Origin of the sequence: Aggregatibacter segnis, from assembly GCF_003130075.1 — a bacterium.
Lineage (GTDB): Bacteria > Pseudomonadota > Gammaproteobacteria > Enterobacterales > Pasteurellaceae > Aggregatibacter > Aggregatibacter segnis_A.
Genome location: NZ_NRCW01000001.1, coordinates 315,478 through 342,271, shown reverse-complemented (window position 1 = coordinate 342,271; position 26,794 = coordinate 315,478). Strand labels below are relative to the sequence as shown.

The 26,794-nt window shown below is 43.8% G+C and carries 23 protein-coding genes; 14 read left to right on the top strand and 9 right to left on the bottom strand.

Annotated elements, in window-relative coordinates; all coding sequences use genetic code 11:
* The first annotated feature begins 141 nt into the window (after positions 1-141).
* The 3 genes from DK415_RS01690 to argG all read left to right on the top strand — a co-directional run bounded on the left by DK415_RS01690 (position 142) and on the right by argG (position 3,321).
* Entirely contained in the window at positions 142-1,002 is an 861-nt protein-coding gene (locus DK415_RS01690) for a phosphoribosylaminoimidazolesuccinocarboxamide synthase (protein WP_048750284.1), read from the top strand.
* Between the two features lie 65 nt (positions 1,003-1,067).
* Complete coding sequence (locus tag DK415_RS01685; RefSeq protein ID WP_109432163.1) at positions 1,068-1,898, top strand: SDR family oxidoreductase; 831 nt, start codon at positions 1,068-1,070, stop codon at positions 1,896-1,898.
* An 85-nt stretch (positions 1,899-1,983) separates the two neighbouring features.
* Positions 1,984-3,321 carry an argininosuccinate synthase gene (argG, locus tag DK415_RS01680; RefSeq protein WP_109432162.1) on the top strand — a complete coding sequence of 446 codons (1,338 nt, stop codon included), beginning with the start codon at positions 1,984-1,986 and terminating at the stop codon, positions 3,319-3,321.
* A gap of 147 nt (positions 3,322-3,468) precedes the next feature.
* Here the strand turns inward: argG and qseC are convergent, their stop codons facing one another.
* From qseC to DK415_RS01665, 3 genes are all read right to left on the bottom strand, one after another.
* A complete protein-coding gene (gene qseC, locus DK415_RS01675; RefSeq protein ID WP_204098390.1) occupies positions 3,469-4,839 on the bottom strand; it encodes a quorum sensing histidine kinase QseC in 1,371 nt (456 codons plus the stop codon).
* Positions 4,808-5,494: a response regulator gene (locus DK415_RS01670; protein ID WP_109432160.1), complete on the bottom strand. Its 687-nt coding sequence runs from the start codon at positions 5,492-5,494 to the stop codon at positions 4,808-4,810. Before DK415_RS01670 ends, qseC begins: the two co-directional genes overlap by 32 nt.
* 89 nt (positions 5,495-5,583) lie before the next feature.
* Complete coding sequence (locus tag DK415_RS01665) at positions 5,584-6,009, bottom strand: YgiW/YdeI family stress tolerance OB fold protein (protein WP_109432159.1); 426 nt, start codon at positions 6,007-6,009, stop codon at positions 5,584-5,586.
* A gap of 131 nt (positions 6,010-6,140) precedes the next feature.
* Between DK415_RS01665 and DK415_RS01660 the strand changes: the two genes are divergently transcribed.
* Together DK415_RS01660 and fdhE are read left to right on the top strand one after the other, a co-directional pair.
* Entirely contained in the window at positions 6,141-7,256 is a 1,116-nt protein-coding gene (locus DK415_RS01660; RefSeq protein ID WP_109432158.1) for a pyridoxal phosphate-dependent aminotransferase, read from the top strand.
* A 90-nt stretch (positions 7,257-7,346) separates the two neighbouring features.
* Positions 7,347-8,264, top strand: coding sequence for a formate dehydrogenase accessory protein FdhE (fdhE, locus tag DK415_RS01655; protein WP_109104175.1), 918 nt, complete (start codon positions 7,347-7,349; stop codon positions 8,262-8,264).
* 89 nt (positions 8,265-8,353) lie between these two features.
* Here fdhE and cpdB read toward each other — a convergent pair whose 3' ends face one another.
* Positions 8,354-10,330 (bottom strand): 2',3'-cyclic-nucleotide 2'-phosphodiesterase, encoded by a 1,977-nt coding sequence (gene cpdB, locus DK415_RS01650; protein ID WP_109432157.1) that lies wholly within the window; start codon positions 10,328-10,330, stop codon positions 8,354-8,356.
* 242 nt (positions 10,331-10,572) lie between these two features.
* Here cpdB and DK415_RS01645 point away from each other — a divergent pair, with 242 nt between their 5' ends.
* From DK415_RS01645 to DK415_RS01630, 4 genes are all read left to right on the top strand, one after another.
* Positions 10,573-11,472 (top strand): siderophore ABC transporter substrate-binding protein, encoded by a 900-nt coding sequence (locus tag DK415_RS01645; protein ID WP_109432156.1) that lies wholly within the window; start codon positions 10,573-10,575, stop codon positions 11,470-11,472.
* A gap of 75 nt (positions 11,473-11,547) precedes the next feature.
* Positions 11,548-12,513 (top strand): ABC transporter permease, encoded by a 966-nt coding sequence (locus DK415_RS01640; protein ID WP_109432155.1) that lies wholly within the window; start codon positions 11,548-11,550, stop codon positions 12,511-12,513.
* Positions 12,503-13,444: an iron chelate uptake ABC transporter family permease subunit gene (locus tag DK415_RS01635; protein WP_109432154.1), complete on the top strand. Its 942-nt coding sequence runs from the start codon at positions 12,503-12,505 to the stop codon at positions 13,442-13,444. The genes DK415_RS01640 and DK415_RS01635 overlap by 11 nt, the downstream gene beginning before the upstream one ends.
* Before the next feature lie 11 nt (positions 13,445-13,455).
* Positions 13,456-14,214: an iron ABC transporter ATP-binding protein gene (locus DK415_RS01630; protein WP_109432153.1), complete on the top strand. Its 759-nt coding sequence runs from the start codon at positions 13,456-13,458 to the stop codon at positions 14,212-14,214.
* An 87-nt stretch (positions 14,215-14,301) separates the two neighbouring features.
* Here DK415_RS01630 and mepM read toward each other — a convergent pair whose 3' ends face one another.
* Positions 14,302-15,834, bottom strand: coding sequence for a murein DD-endopeptidase MepM (mepM, locus tag DK415_RS01625; protein ID WP_239305465.1), 1,533 nt, complete (start codon positions 15,832-15,834; stop codon positions 14,302-14,304).
* Between the two features lie 195 nt (positions 15,835-16,029).
* On the opposite strand from mepM, the gene znuC reads away from it, so the two are divergent.
* A complete protein-coding gene (znuC, locus tag DK415_RS01620) occupies positions 16,030-16,803 on the top strand; it encodes a zinc ABC transporter ATP-binding protein ZnuC (protein ID WP_109432152.1) in 774 nt (257 codons plus the stop codon).
* An 11-nt stretch (positions 16,804-16,814) separates the two neighbouring features.
* Positions 16,815-17,600 carry a zinc ABC transporter permease subunit ZnuB gene (znuB, locus tag DK415_RS01615; protein WP_109432151.1) on the top strand — a complete coding sequence of 262 codons (786 nt, stop codon included), beginning with the start codon at positions 16,815-16,817 and terminating at the stop codon, positions 17,598-17,600.
* An 89-nt stretch (positions 17,601-17,689) separates the two neighbouring features.
* On the opposite strand, the gene metF is transcribed toward znuB, so the two are convergent.
* The 3 genes from metF to lptF all read right to left on the bottom strand — a co-directional run bounded on the left by metF (position 17,690) and on the right by lptF (position 20,925).
* Positions 17,690-18,574, bottom strand: a complete 885-nt coding sequence (metF, locus tag DK415_RS01610; protein WP_109432150.1) for a methylenetetrahydrofolate reductase — start codon at positions 18,572-18,574, stop codon at positions 17,690-17,692.
* A 173-nt stretch (positions 18,575-18,747) separates the two neighbouring features.
* Positions 18,748-19,815 carry an LPS export ABC transporter permease LptG gene (lptG, locus tag DK415_RS01605; protein ID WP_109432149.1) on the bottom strand — a complete coding sequence of 356 codons (1,068 nt, stop codon included), beginning with the start codon at positions 19,813-19,815 and terminating at the stop codon, positions 18,748-18,750.
* Positions 19,816-19,830: 15 nt separating this feature from the next.
* The gene (gene lptF, locus DK415_RS01600; protein ID WP_109432148.1) at positions 19,831-20,925 is read right to left on the bottom strand and encodes an LPS export ABC transporter permease LptF; all 1,095 of its coding nucleotides are present in this window, start codon (positions 20,923-20,925) and stop codon (positions 19,831-19,833) included.
* A 152-nt stretch (positions 20,926-21,077) separates the two neighbouring features.
* Here lptF and DK415_RS01595 point away from each other — a divergent pair, with 152 nt between their 5' ends.
* The 3 genes from DK415_RS01595 to DK415_RS01585 all read left to right on the top strand — a co-directional run bounded on the left by DK415_RS01595 (position 21,078) and on the right by DK415_RS01585 (position 26,221).
* Positions 21,078-22,568: a leucyl aminopeptidase gene (locus DK415_RS01595; protein WP_109432147.1), complete on the top strand. Its 1,491-nt coding sequence runs from the start codon at positions 21,078-21,080 to the stop codon at positions 22,566-22,568.
* A gap of 291 nt (positions 22,569-22,859) precedes the next feature.
* Complete coding sequence (hypF, locus tag DK415_RS01590) at positions 22,860-25,145, top strand: carbamoyltransferase HypF (protein ID WP_109432146.1); 2,286 nt, start codon at positions 22,860-22,862, stop codon at positions 25,143-25,145.
* A gap of 260 nt (positions 25,146-25,405) precedes the next feature.
* Entirely contained in the window at positions 25,406-26,221 is an 816-nt protein-coding gene (locus DK415_RS01585; protein WP_109432145.1) for a shikimate 5-dehydrogenase, read from the top strand.
* A 158-nt stretch (positions 26,222-26,379) separates the two neighbouring features.
* Here the strand turns inward: DK415_RS01585 and DK415_RS01580 are convergent, their stop codons facing one another.
* Positions 26,380-26,679 (bottom strand): helix-hairpin-helix domain-containing protein, encoded by a 300-nt coding sequence (locus tag DK415_RS01580; RefSeq protein WP_109432144.1) that lies wholly within the window; start codon positions 26,677-26,679, stop codon positions 26,380-26,382.
* Between the last annotated feature and the right edge of the window lie 115 nt (positions 26,680-26,794).

The following is a 26,794-nucleotide window of genomic DNA, read 5'->3' as shown; positions in this document are numbered from 1 at the left end:
TAAAAAACATGTTTTTTCTGACCGCACTTTTCTCTCTTACACCCATACAAATAAAATTCTCGCCAAAAAAATGCAAACGTTTGCGTAAAAAGTGCGGTACAATACGCGCCATTATTTTTACGCAGATAAAAAGGGAATGAAATGACACAACTCAGTCTTAAAAAAATCTATTCCGGCAAAGTACGGGATTTGTATGAAATTGATGACAAACGAATGTTGATGGTCGCCAGTGACAGATTGTCAGCGTTCGATGTGATTTTAGATGATCCGATTCCGCGTAAAGGCGAAATCCTGACACAAATTTCTAATTTTTGGTTTAACAAACTGGCGCACATTATGCCGAATCATTTTACCGGCGACAGCGTTTACGATGTGTTACCCAAAGCGGAAGCCGATTTAGTAAAAGATCGTGCGGTGGTGTGCAAACGCTTAACCCCAATTAAAATTGAATCTATCGTGCGCGGTTATTTAACCGGCAGCGGCTTGAAAGATTATAAACAAACCGGCACCATTTGCGGTTTAGTGTTACCAAAAGGTTTGGTAGAAGCCAGCAAATTGCCAGAGCCAATTTTTACGCCATCCAGCAAAGAAGAAATCGGCAATCATGATATTAATATTAGCTATGCCGAATGCGAAAACTTAATCGGCAAAGATTTGGCGGCGCAAGTGAAAGAAAAAGCCATCGCCCTTTATACCGAGGCGGCGAAATATGCCTTAACCAAAGGTATCATCATTTGTGACACCAAATTTGAATTCGGCTTAGATGAACACGGCACATTAACCTTGATGGATGAGGTATTAACGCCGGATTCTAGCCGTTTTTGGTCAGTAGAAACCTATAAAGAAGGCACGAATCCTCCGTCTTTTGATAAACAATTCATTCGTGACTGGTTGGAAAACAGCGGTTGGAATAAACAGCCACCGGCGCCGAAAGTGCCGTCGGATGTCATTCAGAAGACTGTAGATAAATACCAAGAAGCCTTGGATTTATTAACAAAATAACACTTAAAGGAATTCCCGCTATGCATTAGAATAGTGGGAATTTTTTGTAACCGGATAGGAGTAATATGAGGTCAGTCGCCATTGTCGGGTTAGGTTGGCTAGGTTTGCCACTGGCGCGACATTTAAAAAATCTAGGCTGGGAAGTGAAAGGCACAAAACGCACGCACGACGGTGTAGAACAAATGCGTTTAATGCGTTTGGAAGCCTATCATTTGGAACTTACCCCTGAAATTAATGCGGATCCTGATGATGTCAGTGCATTGCTGGATGTGGATTCGTTGATCATTAATATTCCTCCAAGCCAATATTTTTTCGATCTCAATCAATATGTCGAAGGCGTGCAAAATCTGGTTAACGAAGCCTTATTACAAGGCGTAAGCCACATTATTTTTATTAGTTCCGTCTCCGTTTTTCCTGATATTTCCGCCCATTTTGATGAATCCGTCACCCCACAGCCGGACAGTGATATAGGGCGCGCCTTGGTTGAAATTGAAAACGCCTTGGCAAAAATGCAAGACATTGATTGCGATATTATTCGTTTTGCCGGTTTAGTCGGTAACGATCGTCACCCTGTTTATTCCCTTGCCGGAAAACAAGCACTCAAGTGCGGTCATTCTCCGGTAAATTTAGTCCATTTAGACGATTGCGCACGCGCCATTCAATTATTGTTAGAAACCCCGGGCGGCTATCGTTTATATCATTTGGCCGCGCCAATGCACCCTACACGAGAAGCCTATTATCAGTATGCGGCAGAAAAATACGGGCTAGAACCACCGCACTTTATTAACTCAGAACAAGATCCGCAGCGCATTATCATGGCGGAAAAAATTTGTCATGAATTAGAATTTGTTTACCAATATCCGGATCCGAATTTAATGCTGACAACAGAAGAATAAAAGTGCGGTTGTTTTTCGAAATGTTTTTACCACGTACTTTTATCAAACCCATTAACCCAAACAAACACAGATAAGGAAAGAAAATATGTCAAATACCATTTTGCAACACTTACCCAAAGGTGAAAAAGTCGGTATCGCCTTTTCCGGCGGCTTAGACACCAGTGCGGCACTGCTTTGGATGCGTCAACACGGCGCCATTCCTTGCGCTTACACCGCGAACCTTGGTCAACCGGATGAAGAGGATTACGAGGCAATTCCACGCAAAGCCAAAGAATATGGCGCAGAAATGGCGCGCTTAATCGACTGCCGCACGCAATTAGCCCAGGAAGGCATTGCGGCGATCCAATGCGGCGCCTTTCACGTGACGACAGGTGGTTTGACTTATTTCAACACTACTCCATTAGGCCGTGCGGTGACCGGCACCATGTTGGTCTCCGCCATGAAAGAAGATGATGTCAATATTTGGGGTGATGGCAGTACTTACAAAGGCAACGACATCGAACGTTTCTATCGTTACGGCTTAATGACCAACCCAAGTTTAAAAATTTATAAACCTTGGTTGGATCAAAAATTTATCGATGAATTGGGCGGCCGTTTTGAGATGTCTAACTTCTTAATTGAAAACGGCTTTGATTACAAAATGTCTGTCGAAAAAGCCTATTCCACCGACTCCAACATGCTTGGCGCGACTCACGAGGCAAAAGACTTGGAATTCTTAAATTCCGGTATTCGTATCGTCAACCCAATTATGGGCGTACCATTCTGGCGTGAAGACGTACAAATCAAAGCGGAAGAAGTGACGGTGCGTTTTGAAGAAGGCATCCCGGTGGCATTAAACGGTAAAACGTTCGACAACATCGTAGAATTGTTCCTTGAAGCCAACCGTATTGGAGGCCGTCACGGCTTAGGGATGTCCGACCAAATCGAAAACCGTATCATCGAAGCAAAATCACGCGGCATCTATGAAGCCCCGGGAATGGCACTGTTACACATCGCTTACGAACGTTTAGTGACCGGCATCCACAACGAAGACACCATTGAACAATACCGTATCAACGGTATTCGTTTAGGTCGCTTGTTATACCAAGGTCGTTGGTTCGATCCGCAAGCCTTAATGTTGCGCGAAACCGCTCAACGTTGGGTGGCTCGCGCGGTCACCGGTGAAGTGACGTTAGAGTTACGTCGTGGTAACGACTATTCCTTACTCAATACTGAATCGCCGAATTTAACCTACCATCCGGAACGTTTGAGTATGGAAAAAGTGGAAAATGCACCGTTTGATCCGGTAGATCGTATTGGTCAATTAACCATGCGGAACCTTGATATCACCGACACCCGCGACAAACTCGGTATCTATTCCCGCACCGGTTTACTGGCGACAAACAAAGATTCTGCGTTACCGCAATTATACAAAAAAGCGTAAAACGCTCTCTTTGGGGACCGCACTTTACAGCGAAAAAAAGCAAGCCTTTTGGCTTGCTTTTTTATTTTCATAAAACCTATTCAATAGCATTAAACAAAAAAGTGCGGTGAAAATTCACCGCACTTTTAGCCCCGCCTTTTTATCGACTTACAACAAAATCTCCGCACACAACCCGATGCGTTCACCGGCAGCATTTCTACGGTTAGAGAGGGTAAGTTGGTAGTGATGCAATTCGGCAATGCGGCGAACAATGGATAAGCCCAAGCCGCTGCCTTTTTCGTTTTGACCGGCGGGGCGATAGAACCGTTGACCGAGTTTAGCCAAATCCGCCTCATCCACACCGCCACCGTTGTCTTCCACCAAAATCTTGTTTTTTTCCAACCGCACTTTAACCTGACTGCCCGCCGGGCAATAACGAATGGCGTTGTCTATCAGATTACGCAGCATAAGTGCCAACAACAACGGCTGCCCCATTTTTACCGGCGGCACGGCGATTGGCTCAAACTCCAGCGTGATTTGGTGTTTTTCCGCATGAAAATACAATTCCCCCATCAGTGAGGGAATCAGCTGTTCCCAATGAATTTCCTGTAAATTTTCCAGTTCTTTCAAATTATCCAAGCGAGAAAGGGTTAATAATTGTTCGATCAGCTGTGTAGCGCGATCGATACCTTTGGTCAGATTTTCCAATGCCTGTTCACGCAAGTGAACGTCATCACCGGCAAGTTGCGCCACTTCCGTTTGAATACGCAAAGCGGCAAGCGGGCTACGCAATTCATGGGCAGCATCGGAAGTAAAACGACGTTCGCGCAATAAGGTGGCAGAAGTGCGGTCAAAAAATTGATTCAAATTTTGAATTAACGGCAAAATTTCCGTCGGCAGATTGTCGGTCGGTAACAACGACGTGTCGTCCGGCGGGCGCTTCGCCACTTGCTCGCCCACTTGTTTTAGGCTGCGCAATTCTCGGCGAATAATCAACCCGAGTGCAGCTAATAAAAACGGCAAACCCGCAAACCAAATCCACATTTGGCCGAATACCATTTTATTGATCAGTTCATCGCGATATTCCTGTTCCTGTCCCACGGCAACGATTAAACGACCACCGGCAACAGGCAACCAGAAAATACGCCAGTCATCGTCATCATCACGAATTCGAGTCAGTGAAAAGCCTTTTTTAGGTGCATAAATAAAGTTTTCGCCATTTTCACCGTCACTGAGCACAATGTTGCCGTCTGTGGTAAAAATCGCAAACGCCAACGCATCATCGTCAAAACGATGCTTTTTAAAAGGACGGCGTGGTTGTGGGTTGTGACGATCGATTAAAAGATGGCGTAAATCAGAAGAAGCTAGCCGTTCAGCAAAGAGAATTTGTTGTGCGTCAAAAACTTGATTCACTTCTTTACGGACTTGAAACCACGCTACCGCCGTGGAGATCAACCACACCAAAACAGACACCAAGGACAAGGTGGCAATTAATCGAAAACGGAGGCTACGCTTGTGCCAATTCAGTTTCTTCATCATTTTTTCCTAAGGCATAGCCCACGCCATGCACGGTGCGAATAAATTGTTTACCGAGTTTTTGACGTAAGTTGTAAATATGCACTTCCAAGGCATTGCTGTTGACTTCATCATCCCAGTTGTAAAGTTTTTCTTCTATAAAATCACGGGTGAGCACGCGTTCTTTATTCAGCATAAACAGCTCAAGCAGTTTGTATTCGCGCGTGGTTAATGCAATTTCCTGTTCATTCAACAATACTTTACGTTGATTCGGATCGAATTTGACGCAGCTATGCTGAATAATCGGGCTGGCGTGTCCGTAGCGACGACGGATCAATGCCTGCAATCGCGCCACCACTTCCGCCAGTGCAAACGGCTTGCATAAATAATCGTCCGCGCCACGTTGCAAGCCTGTAATGCGTTCATCTAAGGTATCTCGCGCCGTTAAAATCAACACCGGCACATCCTGCCCTTTTTTACGCCATGCCTGCAGCACATCTAAACCGTCCATTTTCGGCAATGTCAAATCTAACACCACCGCATCATAAGGCGCGCCTTGCGCTGCCGCCAATCCGCTTTTGCCGTCAGTAAACCAATCCACCGCAAAGCCCGATTTGGTCAAACCGATTTGAATGCCGTTGCCGATAAGCGCATCGTCTTCGATTAATAAAATTCGCATAAAAAAATCACCGCACTTTTCACTTGAGAAATTGCTATCATCAAAACAAACAAAAAGTGGCTCATCACCACTTTCTGTTTTTTGTCGGATTATTTTACAATTTTTTCGACACGATCAATATCGACTTCCATTTTATCCCAAGATTTATCTACTTCACCGTAAAGTTTCACTTCATCGCTTGGGGAAATATCCTGACCGCGCCATGCTTTACGGTCGATTTCCACTTGGAGTTCACCGCTGGCATCTTTGAAAATAAAGTCATCCTTGCCTACTTGTTTGATGATGTTACCTTGCAAAATAATGTATTGATCGTCTTTCCAACTAGTTGCATCTGCTGCTTTGCTGACGGTTTGATTACCGTTGACAAAGCCTTCGTGTTTGAATTCACCTTTGTGGTGATACTGTGCATGTTGTGCCTGTTGTGCATGTGGATCTTGGAAACCACCTTTGGCAGAAGCACCGCTTGCGGCAACGGTTGCTAATACGAAAATTGTTGCTAAACTACGTTTCTTCATTTGAAATCTCCTTCATAAAGTTCATTATCACAAAGCCCCCTTGCTTTGTTGAGAGCGATTAAATCAAGTAAAAATTAAGAAAAGATTAAGAAGCTTAAAATTTTCTAAAAAAAGAGAAAAAAGGAAACATTATGCGTTACGACAACATGTCCGCTTTTATTGTGATGGATATTGTACGAGAAGCGGCGAAATACCCGAACGCCATTCATTTTGAAATCGGTCAACCGGATTTACCGCCTTCCGATAAGGTCAAAGCCGCGTTGCAAGATGCCGTGCAGAACAATCAATTTAGTTACACAGAAAGCCTTGGGCTTATGGCGTTGCGAGAAAAAATTGCGGCGTATTATGACCGCACTTATCAGGTGAAAATTAACCCAAATCGCATTTTACTCACGCCTGGCACCAGCGGTGCATTCTTGGTCGCTTATGCCCTTACCTTAAATAACGGTGACAAATTGGGTTTAACGGATCCGTCTTATCCTTGTTATAAAAATTTTGCTTACATGATGGATATTCAACCGGAATTCATGCCGGTAGATAAACAAGATTATTATCAATTAAGTGTGGAGCAATTAAAATGCCATCAAATTAAAGCGTTACAAATTTCCTCACCGGCAAACCCGACAGGCAATATTTACACTAGCGAACGCTTGAAAGCGCTTAATGAATATTGCCGCGAACACGACATTGCGTTTATTTCCGATGAGTTGTATCACGGTTTGGTGTATGACGAAACTGCAGCAACAGCCTTGCAATTTAACGACAAGGCTTATGTGATTAACGGTTTTTCTAAATATTTCTGTATGCCGGGCTTACGTTTAGGCTGGATTATCGTGCCGGAGGATAAAGTGCGTGAAGCCGAAATCATTGCGCAAAATATCTTTATTTCTGCACCAACATTAAGCCAATATGCGGCATTAGAGGCCTTCGATGACGTGCATTTAGCGCAGGTAAAACAACAATTCCAAGCGCGTCGCGATTTTTTATATAACGCCTTAAAAGACATTTTTACCATTGAATTTAAACCGCAAGGCGCTTTTTATTTGTGGGCGGATGTATCCAAATACACTAATGACAGCTATGAATTTGCCAAACAAATGCTCCATGAAATTCAGGTCGCCACCACGCCGGGCATTGATTTTGGGCAAAATGGTACGAAGCATTATTTGCGCTTTGCTTACACACGCAACATCGAGCATTTGCAAGAAGGGGTAAATCGCATTAAACAATGGCTGTCAAATAAATAAAAATTACCCGTTTCGGTCATTGAACAGTAAATTTATGCGCCTATAATAGGCATGAATTTTCACTTTCTATTAACAATAAGCCCTAAAATTATGAGTATCCGAATTCTACCTGAAAATGAAATTAAACAAGCGGCAGCCTCTTATACTGCGCCGCCACTGTTGTTTTCCAACCCGAAAAACTTATATCAACGCCGTGCCGCACGTTTAAGAGAATTAGCGCAGGATCATCCACTCGCTGATTATCTGTTGTTTGCCGCCGCGATTGCCGATGCGCAGTTAGCATTGCTTGAAACCATGCCGATTCCACAAGATCCTCGACTACAAGCACTTTCCGGTGAGCAATTAGCAAATAAGCCACTAGATGTGAAAAACTGGCAGCGTGACCCAATTTGGCGAAAATTATTGACCGCACTTTTAGAGAAATTAAAACCTTCTGCCAACGACCAAATTCTCACCACCATCGAATGGTTAGAAAAAGCCGCAGACAGTGAATTAGAAGACCTTGCCGATAAAGTCTTGGCACAAGAATTTGCCACTATTTCCAGCGATAAAGCGGTGTTTGTGTGGGCGGCATTATCCTTATATTGGTTCCAATTAGTGCAACAAATTCCGCACAACGCCAAACAAGAAAGTACCGAAGATTTACATCTTTGCCCGGTTTGTAGCGCCTCTCCAACGGCCAGCATGATTCATTTAGGTACAAATCAAGGCTTGCGCTACATGCACTGTTCTTTATGTGAAAGCGAATGGAATATGGTGCGCACACAATGCACAAACTGTGGAGAAAGCAGCGATTTAGATTATTGGTCCCTTGATGATCATTTAGCGGCAGTTCGCAGCGAAAGTTGCGGAAGCTGCCACAGTTACCTTAAAGCCTTATACCAAGAAAAAGATCCGAAAATGGAAGTGATTGCCGATGATTTGGCGTCTATCTTTTTGGATATGGAAATGGAGAAAAAAGGCTTTATGAAAAGCGGTTTGAATCCGTTTGTGTTCCCGGCTGAATAAATCAAAACAATTCAAAAAACGTTTGAAAAAACCACCGCACTTTAACAATAAAAAAGGCATCCATCGGATGCCTTTTATTTTGGAGTGAATTATTTGCCAGATAAATCAATTTGATACACAGCAAATCCCACTTCATCAGTACCCACCTGTTTCATTGGGTATTGGGCGTTTTCTTTGATAAATTGCGCCGTTTGTTCGCTTGGTGAAGTTTCAAAGCGGACATCTAACTTATCGTTGCCTTTGATAGGCACGAAGCGCCAGTTCTTGTCGGCACGTGGGTTCACTGCGCCGTCTTTTTCACTGGTGGCTTTGATGTAATCCGCCAATACTTGGCGGTTTTCATCCGGTGACGCGTAAACAATATGCTTGTCGCCGGTGCCCGGGAATTTATTACCGTAAGCACGGTAATTATTGGTCGCGATTAAGAATTCTGCTTTCGGATCCACCGGTTTGCCTTGGTAAGTCAGATTCACCACGCGGTGGGAATTCGGATTGATTAACTTGCACTCGCCGTCATAGCGTGGCGGTTGAGTTAAATCATATTCATAATTTACGCCATCAATCACATCAAAGTTATAGGTACGGAAGCCTTCCCAATCCAATAAAGATTGTGGTTTGTCGCTGGCAGGATCGATTTGCTTAAACATCCCCGCGCTGCATTCCAACCATTCTTTCAATTGCTCACCGCTGACTTTCACAACCACCAAGGTATTCGGATATAAGTATAAATCTGCCGCATTGCGGAACGTTAACTCGCCTTTGTTCACTTCGGTGTAGCCTGTCGGATCGTTTTTACGTCCGCCCGCTTTAAACGGTGCGCCCGCACTTAAAATTGGCAAGCTAGCCATGGCAGGTACGCTTGGCGCGACTTTTTCCACATAAGCTTTTTGCGCTTGGTTAACAATTTGAATGGTTGGGTCATCTTGCACCAATGCCAAATAGCTATACATATTGTCGGTGGCTTTACCAATCGGCTGTGATACGAATTTACGGGTCGCTTCATGAGTTTCTTTTAAAAGTGTGGTCACTTCTGGGTCATTTTCTGCCAACGCCTTTTTATTTTCCGCATCATAAATCGGACGCAATACCGCTTTGCCGTCAGTAACAATCCATTTGCCGTTATGCTCGCTCAATACCAAGTCTACGACGCTGATATTGTTCGCCCAATAGCCCGCCATACTTTCCGGCACGCCTTTTACGGTACCTTTAGCAATATCTGCGTTCGGTGATTTGGCAAACTCTTTGTTCGGGAACAAACGGTGGGAGTGACCGAAAATCACCGCGTCAATGTGCGGCACATCCGCAAGATAGAATGCGGAGTTTTCTGCGCCCTCATGATACGGCTCGTCGGATGGGCCGGTATGCGCTAATGCCACGATAATATCCGCGCCTTTTTTCTTCATTTCCGGCACATATTTTTGCGCACTTTTTACGATGTCGCGGGTTTCCACTTTGCCCGTTAAATTGGCTTTATCCCACACCATAATTTGCGGCGGCACAAAACCGATATAACCGATTTTTAGCTTATGAGACTTGCCTTTATTGTCCACCACCGTTTTTTCCTGAATCACATAAGGCGTGTAATAAGGCTCCTCGCTACCCGCTTTCACCACGTTGGCATTCACAATCGGGAAATTCGCCTGTTTGATGGCATCGGCTAAATAATCCAAACCATAGTTAAACTCGTGATTGCCCAATGTGCCTACTTCATAATGCATGGCATTCAAGCAATCCACCGCCGGGTTTGGCTTACCTTCTTTATAGCCCACTGCCGCTTGATAGTCAGCAATCGGGTTACCTTGAATTAAATCGCCGTTATCCAGCAACACGCTGTTTCTCACTTCAGCGCGGGCTTGACGAATCAAACTTGCTGCGCGAGTAAACCCGAATTTCTCTGTCGGCGCGTCTTTGTAATAGTCAAAGTCCGTCAAAAAACTGTGAATATCGGTGGTACCGATAATGCGTAAATCGACTTGGTTATCGCTTTTCGCGAACGCCATACGATGGCAGCTGAGCGCCAGTACACTGCTCGCGCCGATTTGAATAAAACGTCTTCTATTTATCATAATAAACTCCTTCGTTAGGGAAAATGGGTTAAAAGTTGGCGTTATTGTAAGGAAATTAAAGGGGCTTTGAAAGGAAAAGTGCGGTCAGAAAAATATCCGTTTTTTTAACTGCACTTTTATCTTTCCATCTTCTTCTCCACATTGAGAACTAATGATTTTTTCCAATATTTACATTTACCTTTTGCTAAATTGAGATAGAATATATGAGAATAATTTTCAATTTCAAATAAAGAGGTTTTAGAATGTTGAAAAAAACATTATTAGCATTAAGTTGCATCACCATCGCTGTCTCTACTTACGCAAAAGAAATTACGATTCCAACGGCACGAGGAGAAGTGACATTAGCAGCACCGCCAGCCAAAATCGCAGTATTTGATACGGGAAGCCTTGATACCTTGCAAGCATTAGGTGTGAAAGTAGATGGTGCGGCGGATGTCGGCAAAATACTTCCTTATTTAAAACCAACACTAGAAAAAGCCCAAAATGTCGGCACTATTTTTGAACCCAATTTAGAGGCCTTAAATGAATTAAAACCAGACTTAATTATTGTCGGCACCCGCACGGCGAAAAAATTTGATGATGTCAGCGCTATTGCAAAAACCATTGATTTAACCGATAACGGTGATAAATTAGTGGAAAGTGGCATTCAACGCATTGGCAGTTTCGGCCGTTTATTTGATAAACAAGCGGCAGCAGATAAGTTAAAAGGTGAATTGGAAACCTTATTAAAAGACACTAAAGCCGCCGTGAAAGACAAAGGCAACGGTTTAATTATTTTAGTCAACGGTGGCAAAATTTCCGCATTCGGTAGCGGTTATCGTTTAAGTTTTATTCATGATGAACTTGGCGTACCAATGGCGGATCCGAGTATTAAAGGTACCGGTCATGGCCAACCGGCGAGCTTTGAGTTTATTGAAAAAACCAATCCTGACTGGTTGTTTGTGTTAGATCGCATTTCTGCTATTGGCGAAGAAGGTAAAACCGCCAAAGACGTGTTGGATAATGAATTGGTTCGTCGCACTAAAGCCTGGAAAAACGGTCACGTCGTTTATCTCAGTAGCGCTTCCTACCTAGCCCCGGGCGGTGCGGAACAATTAAAAACGGACTTAAACGCGATTAAAACCGCTTTCGAGAAAAAATAATCACGCTTATCGTTCTCTTCATTGTGTCAAACTAAGGCAATAATGAAGAGAACTTTTTATTGCCTAAAAAACGCCATGTCGAATATTTTTACCCTAAATCGGATTAATTTTTTCATTCTTGTATTACTCGCCGCATTAAGTATTACCGTGGGCGTAGCCGATTTTCATTGGTCTCAATTTTTTTCTCAGCCGGAACAAATGCAAGTCCTGTTAGTCAGTCGATTGCCTCGTACCTTCGCCGTGATTTTAGTGGGGGCGACTCTTGGCGTGGCAGGCATGGTATTACAAATTGTCTTAAAAAATCGCTTTATTGAGCCGGGCATGATCGGCGCCAGTCAAAGCGCGGCATTGGGGATTTTATTAACCAGCCTATTATTTCCAAGCGCCGCCTTGCTTCTCAAAATGTCCGTCGCCACCGTCTCCGCACTCATCGGTATGGCGATTTTTACCTTATTGTTACAGCAATTGCCGCCACATCAACGTCTCATGGTGCCGTTGGTGGGAATTGTGTTCGGCAATATTATTGAGGCGATGACCACCTTTCTTGCCTACGAAACAGACAGCTTACAAACCTTGTCCATTTGGTTTTCCGGCGATTTTTCCGGCATTTTAGCAGGACGTTATGAATTATTATGGCTTACCGCTGCCCTTGCTGTGGTGGTTTATATTATGGCCGATCGTCTGAGCATTACCGGACTGGGGAAAAATATCAGTACCGGCTTAGGGATTAATTACCGCCAAATGACGTGGTTTGCGTTAATTGTGGTGGCGATGATCACTGCGGTAGTCGTAGTCACCGTCGGGCAAATTCCCTTTATCGGCCTGGTTGTACCAAATATTATTTCCCGCTTAGCCGGTGACCGATTACGCCAAAATCTGCCTTCGGTTGTGTTGCTCGGCGCCAATTTGGTCTTAGTTTGTGACATTATAGGTCGAGTCATTAACGCACCTTATGAAGTACCGATTTCGACCATTTTCGGCATTGTCGGCACATTGATTTTCCTCTATTTGTTATTTAAGGGGAAAGCCAATGCAAAATAATCGCGTCATGTTATTACTCGGTGCCTTACTCACGCTTGCCTGCACCTTTTTTATGACCTATCACGCCAATGGTAACTGGGATTTCATTTTGCCGTTTCGTGGAAAGAAACTGTTGTTATTGCTGATGATGGCCTACACCATTGGCATATCTACATTGCTATTCCAAACCTTAACCAATAACCCGATTCTAACACCCAGCATTTTAGGCTTTGATTCCTTATATTTATTGGTGCAAAGCATTTTAGTGTTTCTCTTCGGCGGGATTGGATTTACACAACTCAATGTGGCCGGCAAATTTGCCTTTGAAACTTTGCTTATGTTGCTTGGCGCACTCCTGCTATTCCGTACACTCAGCAAAAACAACAGCGATCTCGCCCGCATGATTTTGGTAGGGATTATTTTCGGTGTGCTTTTCCGCAGTGTAAATAACCTACTACAGCGCATGATCGATCCCAATGAATTCGCCGTCGCACAAGGATCTTCCTTTGCCAGTTTTAACACGGTGAACCCAACCTTATTATGGATCGGTACTGTCATTACATTGGTCAGCGCCCTGTGGATTTGGCAACAACGTTTTAAATTAGATGTACTCCTACTGGGGCGTGAACGCGCTATCGGATTAGGCTTGGAATATCATCAGTTCAGCCGCCAATTACTCATTTGCTGCGCATTTTTAGTGTCAATTTCCACTGCACTTGTGGGGCCGATTCTGTTTTTAGGCTTATTGGTATGTGCCATCGTCAATGCCATCAGTCCAACCATGCATCACAACATTCGCATCCCAATGACGTTTATGGTGTCGGCCATCACATTAGTAAGCGGTCAAGCCGTGTTCGAACAGGTAATGAAGATGCAGGGTGTGCTTAGCGTAGTTATCGAATTTGTCGGTGGATTGGTGTTTATCTATTTGATGTTAAGACGGGCAAAATAAGGGAATTTCTTGTGATAAAAATTGAAAATATAACCTATAAAATTAATCAGGCGACGATTTTAAATAACATTAATCTCACCATCCCAAACGGTGGTATTACCGCATTGATCGGCGCTAATGGTGCCGGTAAATCCACTCTGCTCTCTTTGGTTGCGCGCTTAAATCCGATTCAACAAGGGCAAATTTGGCTAAATGATATGGATATTGCCACCACGCCATCACGCACAATTGCGCAAAACCTGGCAATTCTGACCCAAGATAACGTGATTCATAGTCGCATTACGGTAAAAGATTTGTTGATTTTCGGCCGTTATCCACACCATCAGGGGAGCCCGACGGAAGAAGACAATGCCATTATCCGCGATGCCTTACAACGTTTTGAATTAGCCCCCTTAGCTAATCGTTTTCTTAGCGAACTTTCCGGCGGTCAACGTCAACGCGCCCTGATTGCCATGACCTTCTGTCAAAAAACCGATCATGTTTTGTTAGATGAGCCGCTCAATAATCTGGATATGTTCCATGCACGCGAACTCATGCGTCTATTACGTCAACTCACTGATGAACTTGCGCTAACAACCGTTATGGTGGTACATGATATTAATATGGCTGCCGCCTACGCCGACACCATTGTCGCCATGAAAAACGGTGAAATCGCAATGATTGGCACACCTACCGAAATTATCACGAAAGAAAACTTAAAATCTGTGTTTAATTTGGATGCAGACGTGTTGGATTATCAAGGGAAAAGATTAGTGATACATCATATTTGATAAATGGTGATACGGTTTTTATAAAAAAGTGCGGTCGATTTTCACAATGTTTTTAAAACAGCTGGAAAAACCACCGCACTTTCAAAACTAACGTAACAAGCGTTCTACTTCATTGGCTTTAACAAGGAATTGTTTACGTTCAGCCGTTGCCATTCCGCTACTTCCCCCCGGAAGTTTAACCGTGAGCGGATTCACCGGGCGTCCGTTAATATGGAATTCATAGTGTAAATGCGGGCCGGTTGAGCGACCGGTATTCCCCGACAATGCAATACGCTCCCCTTTCTTCACACTTTGCCCGGCTTTCACCAACGGACGGCTTAAGTGCATATACACGGTTTGGTATTCTCGGGAATGACGAATGACCACATAACGACCGGCGCCATTTGCCTGATATGCAATTTTTTCTACCGTACCGTCTGCCGGTGCAATCACCGGTGTGCCTATCGGCATGGAAAAATCCACGCCCTTATGGGGGGCAATACGACCTGTAACAGGATGCAGACGACGCGGGTTAAACGGTGAAGATACACGCGCTTGACGTTGCAAAGGATAACGAGAGAAGCCTTTACCTAAGGTTTCCCCTTGGCGGTTATAGTAACGTCCGTTCTCAGCTTGAATCGCATAATACCCTTTACCGTCGCTCATAATATGAATGGCTTCTACGTTACCTTGACCGGTACGTTTGTCTTCCAAATATTCTCGAGAAACTAAAATCGATATTTTGGTGTCTTTTTTCAGTTGTTTTAAACTCACCTGCCACTGTAACGCAGAAATCAGTTGGTAAATTTGACGATTATCTAAACCTAATTTTCTTAGGCTATTGACGAAAGAGCCATCCATTTCGCCACGTAATACTTCCCGTTTCCAAACGCTTTTCTTTTCCAGAATTTGACGGGTAAACTTGCCTTCTGACTGTAATTCGTAGATGTATTCTTTTTTCTGTGAGACCAACCAATTTAAATATTCCAACTCGCCGTTATTATTCAAAATCCAATAAAATTGTTGTCCAGCCTCTAAATGTTTAAGTTCTGGATACGCAGAAACCAGTTGTTTACTGGTATCATCCTCTAAACCGGAAAGTTCCAATACATCTTTTAAACTATCGCCTTTCACCACGGTATGACTAAATTGATCTTTGATTCTCATTGCTTGATCCGCCACATCTAAAATATTCACGACAGCATCTTTTGCATCATCTGGCAATGTATCCAGATCATCAAATTCATCATGGGTTTTGACTTCTTCCGATTCATCGTCTTTCCCTACATCATCCTCATAAGAAGTGGCCTCATCTACAGCATTGAGGTTAAAGGTGTCGGCTAAAATTTGTGTTTCTTGAACAGCTTCATTGGTAAAAGAAACGACATAGGAAGAAACAGGATAAAGCTCACCTAACGAGAGAATTTCCTGAAGCAGATGATTCGTATCAGAAAGTGTATTTTGGGTCGAAAGGTTGGAATAGGTGGGATTTTTAACACTTTCGATTTTGTCTTCTGCGGTGTCATTTAAATGCAGAAAAAAGCCGGTAAAAATCAACAAAAGCGCCAAAAAGAAAATAAGCGCTTTAATACGCGACTTTCTTTGACGACGTTCTCTTGCTAATTTTACGTGTTGTACCACTGTGGTTTCCTTACAACGGATAAGATTTAAGTTTACTTATGACTCAATAAAAATAAAAAAATTCAACGGATAAAGCGAAATTCCTGACAAACGGCGCAATTATACACATAAATTATCGAGGAACTTGTTAAATCATAAAAAATAAGCTATTTTTAGCGCAATTTTTCTCCAATGAAATCTCAAATAGAACCCATCATGCAAATCAATGCAATAAAAGTGCCCTTAGTCGAATTAAAAGACATCAATGTAAAATACGGGCAACAAGTCGCACTCAGTCATATTAACCTCGCCGTTTACCCAAACTCGATTATTACTATTGTGGGGCCCAACGGCGGTGGTAAATCCACGCTATTAAAAGTCTTACTCAAACTACAACAACCGACTTCCGGATCTGTGCGTTACAACAAAAATATTCGTATTGGTTACGTTCCGCAAAAGATTCATTTAGACCATAACTTACCCATTACCGTTGAAAAGTTTTTATCCTTAAAAAAAGGAATTTGTCGTCAGGATATTCAAGACGCAATGGCATTATTGTCCATTAGCCATCTCATTCACAACAGTATGCAAAAACTTTCCGGTGGTGAAATGCAACGGGTTTTACTGGCGCGAGCGATTTTAAATAAACCCAATTTATTGGTGTTGGACGAGCCTACTCAAGGCGTAGATATGACCGGCCAAGCAGACCTTTATCAGCTCATTCAGCAAACCCGCGAAAAATTAAATTGCGCAATTTTGATGGTGTCACATGATTTACATATTGTCATGGCGGATACCAACGAAGTGTTGTGTATTAACCAGCATATTTGTTGCGCCGGCACGCCTGAAACCGTTTCAAACGATCCAACGTTTATTCACTTTTTCGGCGATCAATTTTCTAAAAATATCGCGGTTTACACCCATCACCACAATCATCGTCATGATATGCACGGCGATATTTGCGGTATGGAATCGCCCCATTCACACTAACGATTCATATTATGTTTGATATTCTTTTTCCCGCCTGGATTACAGGCATGGTACTTTCGCTGATTACAGCGCCTCTCGGAGCGTTTGTGGTCTGGCGCAAAATGGCTTATTTTGGCGATACACTTTCCCACTCGGCGTTATTAGGTGTTGCGCTTGGTATTTTTTTGCAAATCAACCCTTACATCGCCATTTTAGTCCTCACAGTCTTGCTTTCCATTGCCATGGTTTGGTTGGAAAATAATACGCAATTTTCTGTGGATACGTTGCTTGGCATTATTGCGCATAGCTGTCTTTCCATCGGGGTTGTCACGGTCGGTTTACTCCAAAATGTGCGGGTAGATTTGATGTCCTACTTGTTCGGCGATTTACTGGCGATCACTTATGACGATCTCATTTATATCAGTCTTGGTGCCATTGTTGTGCTTGCTGCCTTAATCTATTTTTGGAAACCGCTAATTTCCACCACGATCAGCCCCGAATTAGCCCAAGTGGAAGGCATTAACGTGAAAAGAATGCGTTTTATTCTAATGATCTTAACAGCATTAACCATTGCCTTAAGTATGAAATTTGTTGGCGCATTAATTATCACCTCCCTCCTCATTATTCCGGCTGCCGCCGCTAAGCGCTTTGCCCGCACCCCGGAAAGCATGGTTGGCGTTGCCGTGCTTGTTAGCATGCTCGCGGTTTCCATGGGGTTAACCTTATCCGCCTATTACGACACCGCCGCTGGCCCCTCCGTCGTCATTTGCGCCACGTTTCTCTTTTGGTGTTCATTACTGAAAAAAGAACCGAATTAAATTTGCATTCACCACAACAAATACATAAAAAAACGACCGCACTTTAAGAGGAAAATCTAAAGTGCGGTCGCTTTTTTTATTTTTTTAAATTACAACGTTGGACGTATACCTAAAGTATGGCAAATCGCGTAAGTAAGTTCACTACGGTTTAAGGTGTAGAAGTGGAAGTCTTTTACCCCTTCGCGAGATAATACGCGCACCATATCCATAGCAATACTTGCCGCCACTAAATTGCGAGTCGTTTGGTCGTTATCTAACCCGTCATACATTTTCGCCATCCAGGCAGGAATTTTCACATTGGTGATTTCGGCCATTTTTTGAAGCTGTTTGAAGTTAGTGACCGGTAAAATGCCCGGCACGATTTCCGCGTCAATGCCGATAGAAGCACAACGATCACGGAAACGTAAATAGCTATCAATGTCAAAGAAGAATTGCGTAATTACGTGATTAGCACCGGCATCAATTTTACGTTTTAAATTGATTAAGTCCGCTTGTGCTGATTTTGCTTCCGGGTGCACTTCCGGATAGGCTGCAACGGAGATATCAAAGTCCGCTACTTCACGGAGCAATGTCACTAAATCTGCGGCATAAAAAGGCTTTTTCTCATAACCTTTCGGCTCATCACCACGCAACGCCACAATACGGCGAATGCCACTATCCCAATAGTCTTTTGCAATGCGACGTAATTCATCCGGTGTTGCATCAATACCAGTTAAATGCGGTGCCGCTTCTAAACCGGTTTCCTGTTTAATACGTTTTACAACACCGTGCGTACGTTCACGTTCACCGGAGTTTGCCCCGTAAGTCACAGAAACAAATTTTGGTTTTAAGACTTTTAAACGATGAATGGATTCCCACAAAATATTTTCCATTTTTTCATTTTTAGGTGGGAAAAATTCAAAGGAAACGTTAATTTTGCCGTTCAAATCGGCTAAGTGTTGATTTAAATTATCAATTTCTTTTGCATAACTCATGCAAGTTACCTCATTTCAACTCTGTCAAAGATGTTGTTTAAATTAAAGAGAAAGGGAATATGTGTCAATTTCAAATATTTCATTCATTTAATGAATGAAATTAATGTTTAGCATAAAAAGCCCGTGACAATCACGGGCTTTAAAAACATTGTTTTTTCTTACCGCACTTTTGTCTAATTTCGACGTCGCGCCAACAGCCACCAAGTAATAAGCAGGAACAGCACACTTGGCATCAACGCGCCAATAAGCGGCGTGCTGTTATACACTAAGCTGAATTTCCCAAACAACTCATTCACCACATAGAACAAGAAACCGAAAGAAATCCCGATAAGAACACGCGCCCCGGCAGTCACGCTACGCAACGGACCAAAAATAAAGGAAAGCGCTAACATCATCATCACACCCACCGACACCGGTTGGAGCAATTTACGCCAATAGGTCAACTCAAAATTTCTAGAATCCTGTCCGGTTTCTTTCAGGAAGGCGATGTAATTCGATAATCCTGAAATAGACAGCGATGTTGGACGCAATGATGCCACGCCAAGTTTATCCGGCGTTAAGTTGGTCTCCCAGTCTTCATTTAAACGATTGATGGTCACCACTTCATCATGTTGAATACGGGATTCATTCACTTGTCTTAACGTCCATTTGCCATTGTTAAAAGACGCTTGATTCGCATGTTTCATTTTTTCTAATTGGCGTTGTTCATTAAAAGTATAAATATAAATATCGTTTAATTTCACCTCATCAGAAATGCGGCGCACATACACGAAATTATTGCCGTCTTTTGCCCAAATGCCATTTTTCACCGAAAGCATAGAACCGCCAGAAATAGCTTTGGAGCGCATATCACGCGCAAATTGCTCGGTTTGCGGAATTCCCCATTCACCGATCACCATCGTAAATAATACCAACGGAATAGTCGTTTTCATCACCGCAATGCCGATGCGTATGCGTGAAAATCCTGACGATTGCATCACCACTAATTCACTACGACTAGCAAGATTCCCCAAGGCAATTAATGCACCAAGCAATGCCGCCATAGGGAAAAAGGTTTCTACATCTTTCGGCATAGTCAACACCGTATAAGCAATAGCCTGTAAGATATCGTAAGTGCCTTTCCCCACGCTACGGAACTGTTCTACAAATTTAATAATGGCGGATAATCCCACTAACATGAACAAGGTGGCGAAAATCGTGCCTAAAATACTTTTACCGATATATCGTTCTAAGGTATTCATTCTGTCATCCCTGTTTTAGCGCTTTTTATTCAACGAATAACGAATGCGATACATGAATGCGCTATCCCAACTGTTGAGCAAAATCGCCAATAAGAAAAAGCCCCCATTCACCAGTGGCATAAACAACGAGGCATCCAATTTGCCTGCACCACCGGCTGATTTCAATGAGCTTTGTAATAAGAAGTAAATTAAATACAACAATAACGCCGGTAACACTTTGGCAAAACGACCTTGGCGTGGATTAACACGACTTAACGGCACGGCTAACAATGCCATGATAGGCACAGCAAGAATTAAGGTTAAACGCCAGTGAAATTCGGTTTTCATCGCCGGTGTATCGGCATTTAACAGTTGCATAAAGCTCATTTCACCCGCTTCATTTGAATCATCTTCGACCGCTTTATGTCCCAAATAGGCTTGGTATTCATCAAAATGAGTGATGCGGAAATCCGGTAAAATTGCGGTACCTTCAAAACGATCACTATTTTGCAAACGTAAGATTTGATCACCGTTTGGCAAGGATGTTAACTCCCCCTGCTCCGCCACAATGACTGACGGCTTAGTTTGGCCTTTTGGCTGGGTTTGGAACACATAAACGTTATTAATTTGATTTTCTTGAATGTCATCAATAAACAACACAAAATCACTGTTATTTGCCGTCATAAATTGACCGGCAGACAAGGCACCCATATTCGGATTTGCCTTTGCCTCCTCAATGATCGCCACTTGTTTATTAATTGCCCATGGACTCAACCACAATGCATTGTATGCTGCCAATGCCCCGGTAAATAGCGACAGAATCAAAACGACTCTCACTAAAATTTTTGACCCTACGCCACAGGCACGCATAACGGTAATTTCACTTTCTGCGTATAAACGGCCTAAGGTCAACAAAATCGCAATGAACAAACAAAGTGGCAACATCAGTTGTGCCATGGTCGGCATGCCTAAACCGAGCAAAGAAAAGACTAAATCTGCCGGCACCTGGCCATTCGCGGCAGAGCCCAGTACGCGAACAAGCTGCTGACAAAAAAAGATCAGCAACAGAATGAACAAAATCGCAATCTGGCTTTTAAAAACTTCTTTGGTTAAATATCGGGTTAAAATCACTTTTTTTGCCTATTTTTCTCTTGCTATTTCAGCAAAAGAGATTAAATTCGTTTCACTTTGAAAAAACCAAATTGGGTTTGGCTTACCTAAAGAGTAGGTGGCGTATGATACCTTAATTTGACATTTAAAACAGCAAAATAAGCGAGGAAAAAATGAAGTTTAGCGCACAACATTATGCCGTAAATCAAGCGGCGGATTGCCTGATTGTGGGTATTTTTGAAGAAAAAAACCTATCCCAAAGTGCGGTGGAAATTAACAAGATTTCCGATAATTATCTCCTCCATTTGGTGGAAAGCGGTGAACTTAGCGGCAAACTTGGGCAAACCACGTTATTGCGCAATGTGCCAAACCTTGCTGCCGAACGCCTTCTCGTGGTGGGGTGTGGTAAACGAGGAGAACTCAACGAGCGTCAATTTAAGCAACTGATGCAAAAAACGACACAAGCACTCAAAGAAACCCAAACAAAAAGTGCGGTCAATTTTTTAACTGAAATTCCACTTAATCAACGGACGCTTTACTGGAACATCCGCTTTGCTATTGAAACTATAGAACAGGATTTATACCAATTCACTCAATTCAAAAGTCAAAAAACAGCAGAAAAATCTACCGCACTTTCAGAGGTAATTTTTAACGTTGGCGCAGATGAGCTGGCATCCGCCGAACAAGCAATTCAGCATGCCTCAGCAATCGCCCTTGGCGTACGCCTTGCCAAAGATGTAGCAAACTGCCCTCCGAATGTGTGTAACCCGGCATATTTAGCAGACAAAGCGCTAAACTTAGCCGAAACCTCATCGCTGATTAAAACCACCATTGTCAATGAAGCCGAGATGGAAAAATTAGGTATGGGCGCTTATCTTGCGGTATCTCGCGGGGCGCACAACGAGGCAAAATTAGCCATTATGGAATACCGTAATGCCCCGAACCCGAACGCAAAACCGATCGTGTTAGTGGGCAAAGGCTTAACCTTTGATGCCGGCGGTATTTCCCTAAAACCGGCTGCGGATATGGATGAAATGAAATACGACATGTGCGGCGCAGCCTCCGTTTACGGCGTGATGAATGCATTAGCACAACTACAGCTGCCGTTAAACGTGATCGGCGTCATGGCGGGCTGTGAAAACTTGCCGGACGGCAACGCCTATCGCCCCGGCGATATTCTCACCACCATGAACGGTTTAACCGTGGAAGTGTTAAATACGGATGCAGAAGGTCGCCTGGTCTTATGCGATACCCTCACTTATGTAGAACGTTTCGATCCTGAAGTGGTCATCGACATTGCTACTTTAACGGGTGCTTGCGTTGTTGCATTAGGGCAACACAACAGTGGTTTGGTCTCTACCCATGACGACATCGCAGCTGCACTTGAACAAGCCGCACAACAAAGCGCCGACAAGGCATGGCGTTTACCGTTAAGCGAAGAATACCAAGAACAGCTAAAATCCAACTTTGCCGATTTAGCCAATATTGGCGGACGTTGGGGCGGCGCCATCACGGCGGGCGCCTTCCTCTCCAATTTCACCAAGAAATACCCATGGGCGCACCTCGACATTGCCGGTACTGCATGGCTACAAGGTGCTAATAAAGGCGCTACCGGCAGACCGGTTTCCTTGCTCGTACAATTCCTGTTAAATCAAGTGAAATAAAACACAAAGAACGGCACAGGCTTTGAACACTGGCACAGCCAACATCTTCAAAAAATGAAAAAAAATGACCGCACTTTGAGAACGATCCCAAAGTGCGGTCATGACTTTGGTCACTTACATCTCAAAAGAATTATTCCTTGACGAAGATCATCATTTTTGATGGTTTTCGTAAAACCGCCTCATAGCCAAGCCATAAATCCAGTAAAATAAACCACTAAAAATAAATAACTTGTTCATACTGTTAAATATTTTTTCATACTTAAAAGCAATAAAAAATGCAACAGGAAACATATGCAGGGCATTGAATTACGCATAAAAGGCAAAGTGCAAGGCGTGGGATTTCGTCCCTTCGTCTGGTTATTGGCGAATCAATACGGATTACGCGGTGATGTCAACAATGACGGACAAGGCGTACTTATCCGCTTGTGTGAACCGACAGTGCAACAGCTACAACCATTCCTGCACGACCTGCAAACGAAACTGCCTCCGCTTGCGCTGATTACCGACATTCAACAGCATGAAAAACGCTGGGAAAATCCACCGCACTTTGACGGTTTTGAAATCCGTGAAAGCGAAAACAACGCCATGGATACCCAAATCGTGCCAGATGCTGCCACTTGCCCTGCCTGTTTAAAGGATTTATTTGATCCGACCAATCGGCGCTATCACTACCCTTTTACGAACTGTACCCACTGCGGTCCGCGTTTTACGATTATTAAAGCCATTCCCTACGATCGCAAAAACACCTCGATGGCTGATTTTCCCTTCTGTCCTGATTGCGCAGAAGAATATAAAAATCCTGCCGATCGTCGTTTTCACGCGCAACCGAACGCCTGTGCCGTCTGTGGCCCTCATGTTTGGTTAAGCGATCAGCAAGGCGAACTTATCGATGAAAAAACGCCAATAAAAACTACCGCACTTTTCTTACAACAAGGCAAGATTGTTGCAGTAAAAGGCATCGGCGGTTTCCATCTTGCCTGTGATGCAACTCATGCTGATGCCGTGCAATTACTGCGCGACCGCAAACGCCGCCCAAGTAAACCCTTGGCGGTGATGGTACCGGATGTGTCTTTTTTAAACGATCTCACCGAAACAGAAATCAGATTACTCACCAGCACGGCTGCACCCATTGTGCTATTGGCAAAACATAAAGTCCCTTTATTAGCGGAACAGATTGCGCCACAACTCAATGAAATCGGCGTGATGTTGCCAAGCAACCCGTTACAGCATTTATTATTGAGAGAAGTGAATCGCCCATTAGTGATGACCTCCGCCAACCCAAGCGGACAACCGCCGGTATTGGATAATACAAGTGCGGTGGAATGTTTAAGTGATTTGGCGGATTATTTTCTCTGCCACAACCGCGACATTTTGCAACGCGCCGACGATTCCTTAGTGTGTGCTGCGTTTGATGGCGTGGAAACTTTGCGCCGAGCGCGAGGTTATGTGCCTGACGAAACGCTGTTGGATCACCACAGTGCTCACAATGTGCTAGCTCTGGGGGCTGATTTAAAAAATACGTTCTGTTTGCTGCGTCAAAATAAAGCCATTGTCAGCCAACACATTGGCGACACCTCGAACGAAAAAGTGCGGTCACAATTAGAAGCGAACATAGCCCTCTTCTGCCAAATCTACCAATTCAAACCGGAGCTGATCGCCATTGATTCACACGCGGGTTATTTCACCCATGAAGTCGGGAAACGATTGGCTGCACAACATCAAATTCCTTATGTGGAAGTGCTCCACCACCACGCCCATATTGTCAGCGTGATGGCCGAACATCATTGCCATGAGCAAGTTATTGGGCTTGCGTTAGACGGTATCGGTATGGGGGAAAATGGGCAACTTTGGGGCGGAGAATGTCTGTTGGTCGATGAAAAACACTGCCATTATTTAGGGGGGCTACCTGCGGTGGCATTGCCGGGGGGCGATCTTGCCGCCAAACAACCTTGGCGCAACTGGCTGGCACATTTGCATCAATTCATGCCAAATTGGCAAGAAATCGCCGCCCAAACCTGCGCCAACTATGACTGGCAACTGCTCGCTAAGGCCATTGAGCGCAATCTCAATAGCCCACGAATTTCCTCTGCAGGTCGCTTATTTGACGCTGTGGCATTTGGCTTGGGCATCACGCAGCCACAACTGAGTTGGGAAGGCGAAGCTGCTTGCCAATTGGAAGTGCTCGCCTCACAATCGGCGCTCGCCAATTTGCCCTTCGATAAAAGAGTGCTTCCAACCTTAATGCCGCTTAATGCTGAAAATAAATTGGATCTTGCCCATTTCTGGCAAGTCTGGATTGCGCTCGATTCTTCCAACGCCGACAAAGCCTTTATTTTTCATTATTCGTTAGCAGAAGGCTTTGCTCATTTGGCTCGCCAACAGGCTCAACGCCACCAGTGCAAAACAATCGTGCTTTCCGGTGGCGTATGGCATAACCAATTATTACGGCGATTGATAAAAGAACATTTGGCTGAATTTAAGGTATTGAGTGCGCATCAGTTTCCGATGGGAGATGGCGGATTGAGTTTGGGTCAAGCGGTCATCGCAAGTCAATTCAATGAGATAGAAACCGCATAACTGATGCGTACCGCGAAGTAAGCCACTAAAGGGCACGCGTCAGGAGACGCGCGCCATCTATAGGAAAAAATTTTCGAACTCGCTACGCTCAAACAAGCAAAAATTTCCTAAAAATTGCAAATCGCTCAGGCGGCTCAGATGGGGCCCAATCGTCTTATTTTTGCATGATTCGTAAAAGTGCGGTCAGTTTTCCAAATGTTTTACTTGCCATCTGCTATACTCACGACATCATTTCTTTATCTATAAAAGGAATACTTCTTATGCTTAACAAAGATACCCAACTCTGTATGTCCCTCTCCGGTCGTCCCGGTAATTTCGGCACCACCTTTCACAATTATCTTTATCAAAAACTCGGTTTGAATTTTATTTATAAAGCCTTCACTACCAATGACATCGAACATGCCGTAAAAGGCATTCGAGCCTTAGGTATTCGAGGAAGCGCAGTGTCCATGCCTTTCAAAGAAAGTTGCATGCCGTTTTTAGACGAGATCTCACCTTCCGCACAAGCCATTGAATCGGTGAATACAATCGTCAATGACAACGGTGTTTTACGCGCCTACAACACCGACTACATTGCCATTGTTAAACTTATCGAAAAATACCAATTAAGCAAAAACGATCGCGTGATCGTGCATGGTAGCGGTGGCATGGCAAAAGCAGTGGTGGCGGCGTTTAAGCATTCAGGCTTTGAAAAACTCAACGTCTTCGCACGTAACGAAAAAACAGGCAGCTATTTAGCCGCACTTTATGGCTATGATTACATCGCTTCCCTCGACAACCAAACTGCCGAGATTCTCGTTAACGTCACGCCAATCGGCATGAAAGGGGGCAAAGAGGCATTCGATCTCGCCTTCCCCGAAGCCATGATCTGTCAAGCCACAACCGCGTTTGATGTGGTCGCTCAACCCGCCGACACACCATTAATTAAAACCGCCCAAGCCTTAGGTAAACAAACTATCTCCGGTGCGGAAGTGATTGTGTTACAAGCTGTTGAGCAATTCGAACTCTACACCGGCAAAAGACCAAGCGAAGCACTCATCGCCGAAGCTGCAGATTATGCGAGGAAAAATGCGTAGAGTACGGTGGGTTTTGAGAGTGTTTTTATAATTTGAGCTTTATAGATAGAGCGCGTCTCCCGGACGCATGCTGAACACAAGAAATAAGGCACGCGTCGGGAGACGCGCGCCATAGTAGGGGACACTAGCAACAAAGATGATCACATTAGAAAATGCCGTTATTGTCTGTTTAATTGCGATAAATACGCCTTACGCTGTGCGGTAAACGCCCACCAAGGCTTCGGTTCATTTCCTTGCATAAAATCAGTTAAAGATAAAAAGACATCTATCATACAAGGATCATGCTGCATACCGGTTAACTCACAGAGTGTGTAATACATGGCATAGGCATCATGCCCCAACAAATCCTGCGGTGTGTTAATCCCCAGTTTCCGCAAATCCTCCGCAACTGCCTTTCCTACATTCGGCAAATCCGTTAGTTGATGCAATTTATCCCGTTGGACTTTGGCTGGATTCATGTTTTATGGCTCCCTCTAGTACCATCGTAGGGACAGGCTTTATGCCTGTCCGATAATCTGATGATATAAATAAGGACAGACATAAAGTCTGTCCCTACCAAATAAAAATCTAGAA

What these genes read in the sequence shown, in the direction of transcription:
- metF (WP_109432150.1), bottom strand. Translation starts at nt 18,574, where the DNA reads ATGAGTTATGCAAAAGAAATTGATAATTTAAATCAACACTTAGCCGAT.
- DK415_RS01635 (WP_109432154.1), top strand. Translation starts at nt 12,503, where the DNA reads ATGCAAAATAATCGCGTCATGTTATTACTCGGTGCCTTACTCACGCTT.
- fdhE (WP_109104175.1), top strand. Translation starts at nt 7,347, where the DNA reads ATGAGTATCCGAATTCTACCTGAAAATGAAATTAAACAAGCGGCAGCC.
- argG (WP_109432162.1), top strand. Translation starts at nt 1,984, where the DNA reads ATGTCAAATACCATTTTGCAACACTTACCCAAAGGTGAAAAAGTCGGT.
- DK415_RS01670 (WP_109432160.1), bottom strand. Translation starts at nt 5,494, where the DNA reads ATGCGAATTTTATTAATCGAAGACGATGCGCTTATCGGCAACGGCATT.
- hypF (WP_109432146.1), top strand. Translation starts at nt 22,860, where the DNA reads ATGCAGGGCATTGAATTACGCATAAAAGGCAAAGTGCAAGGCGTGGGA.
- DK415_RS01595 (WP_109432147.1), top strand. Translation starts at nt 21,078, where the DNA reads ATGAAGTTTAGCGCACAACATTATGCCGTAAATCAAGCGGCGGATTGC.
- DK415_RS01690 (WP_048750284.1), top strand. Translation starts at nt 142, where the DNA reads ATGACACAACTCAGTCTTAAAAAAATCTATTCCGGCAAAGTACGGGAT.
- cpdB (WP_109432157.1), bottom strand. Translation starts at nt 10,330, where the DNA reads ATGATAAATAGAAGACGTTTTATTCAAATCGGCGCGAGCAGTGTACTG.
- DK415_RS01665 (WP_109432159.1), bottom strand. Translation starts at nt 6,009, where the DNA reads ATGAAGAAACGTAGTTTAGCAACAATTTTCGTATTAGCAACCGTTGCC.
- znuC (WP_109432152.1), top strand. Translation starts at nt 16,030, where the DNA reads ATGCAAATCAATGCAATAAAAGTGCCCTTAGTCGAATTAAAAGACATC.
- lptG (WP_109432149.1), bottom strand. Translation starts at nt 19,815, where the DNA reads ATGAATACCTTAGAACGATATATCGGTAAAAGTATTTTAGGCACGATT.
- DK415_RS01645 (WP_109432156.1), top strand. Translation starts at nt 10,573, where the DNA reads ATGTTGAAAAAAACATTATTAGCATTAAGTTGCATCACCATCGCTGTC.
- znuB (WP_109432151.1), top strand. Translation starts at nt 16,815, where the DNA reads ATGTTTGATATTCTTTTTCCCGCCTGGATTACAGGCATGGTACTTTCG.
- DK415_RS01580 (WP_109432144.1), bottom strand. Translation starts at nt 26,679, where the DNA reads ATGAATCCAGCCAAAGTCCAACGGGATAAATTGCATCAACTAACGGAT.
- DK415_RS01660 (WP_109432158.1), top strand. Translation starts at nt 6,141, where the DNA reads ATGCGTTACGACAACATGTCCGCTTTTATTGTGATGGATATTGTACGA.
- DK415_RS01585 (WP_109432145.1), top strand. Translation starts at nt 25,406, where the DNA reads ATGCTTAACAAAGATACCCAACTCTGTATGTCCCTCTCCGGTCGTCCC.
- qseC (WP_204098390.1), bottom strand. Translation starts at nt 4,839, where the DNA reads ATGATGAAGAAACTGAATTGGCACAAGCGTAGCCTCCGTTTTCGATTA.
- DK415_RS01685 (WP_109432163.1), top strand. Translation starts at nt 1,068, where the DNA reads ATGAGGTCAGTCGCCATTGTCGGGTTAGGTTGGCTAGGTTTGCCACTG.
- DK415_RS01640 (WP_109432155.1), top strand. Translation starts at nt 11,548, where the DNA reads ATGTCGAATATTTTTACCCTAAATCGGATTAATTTTTTCATTCTTGTA.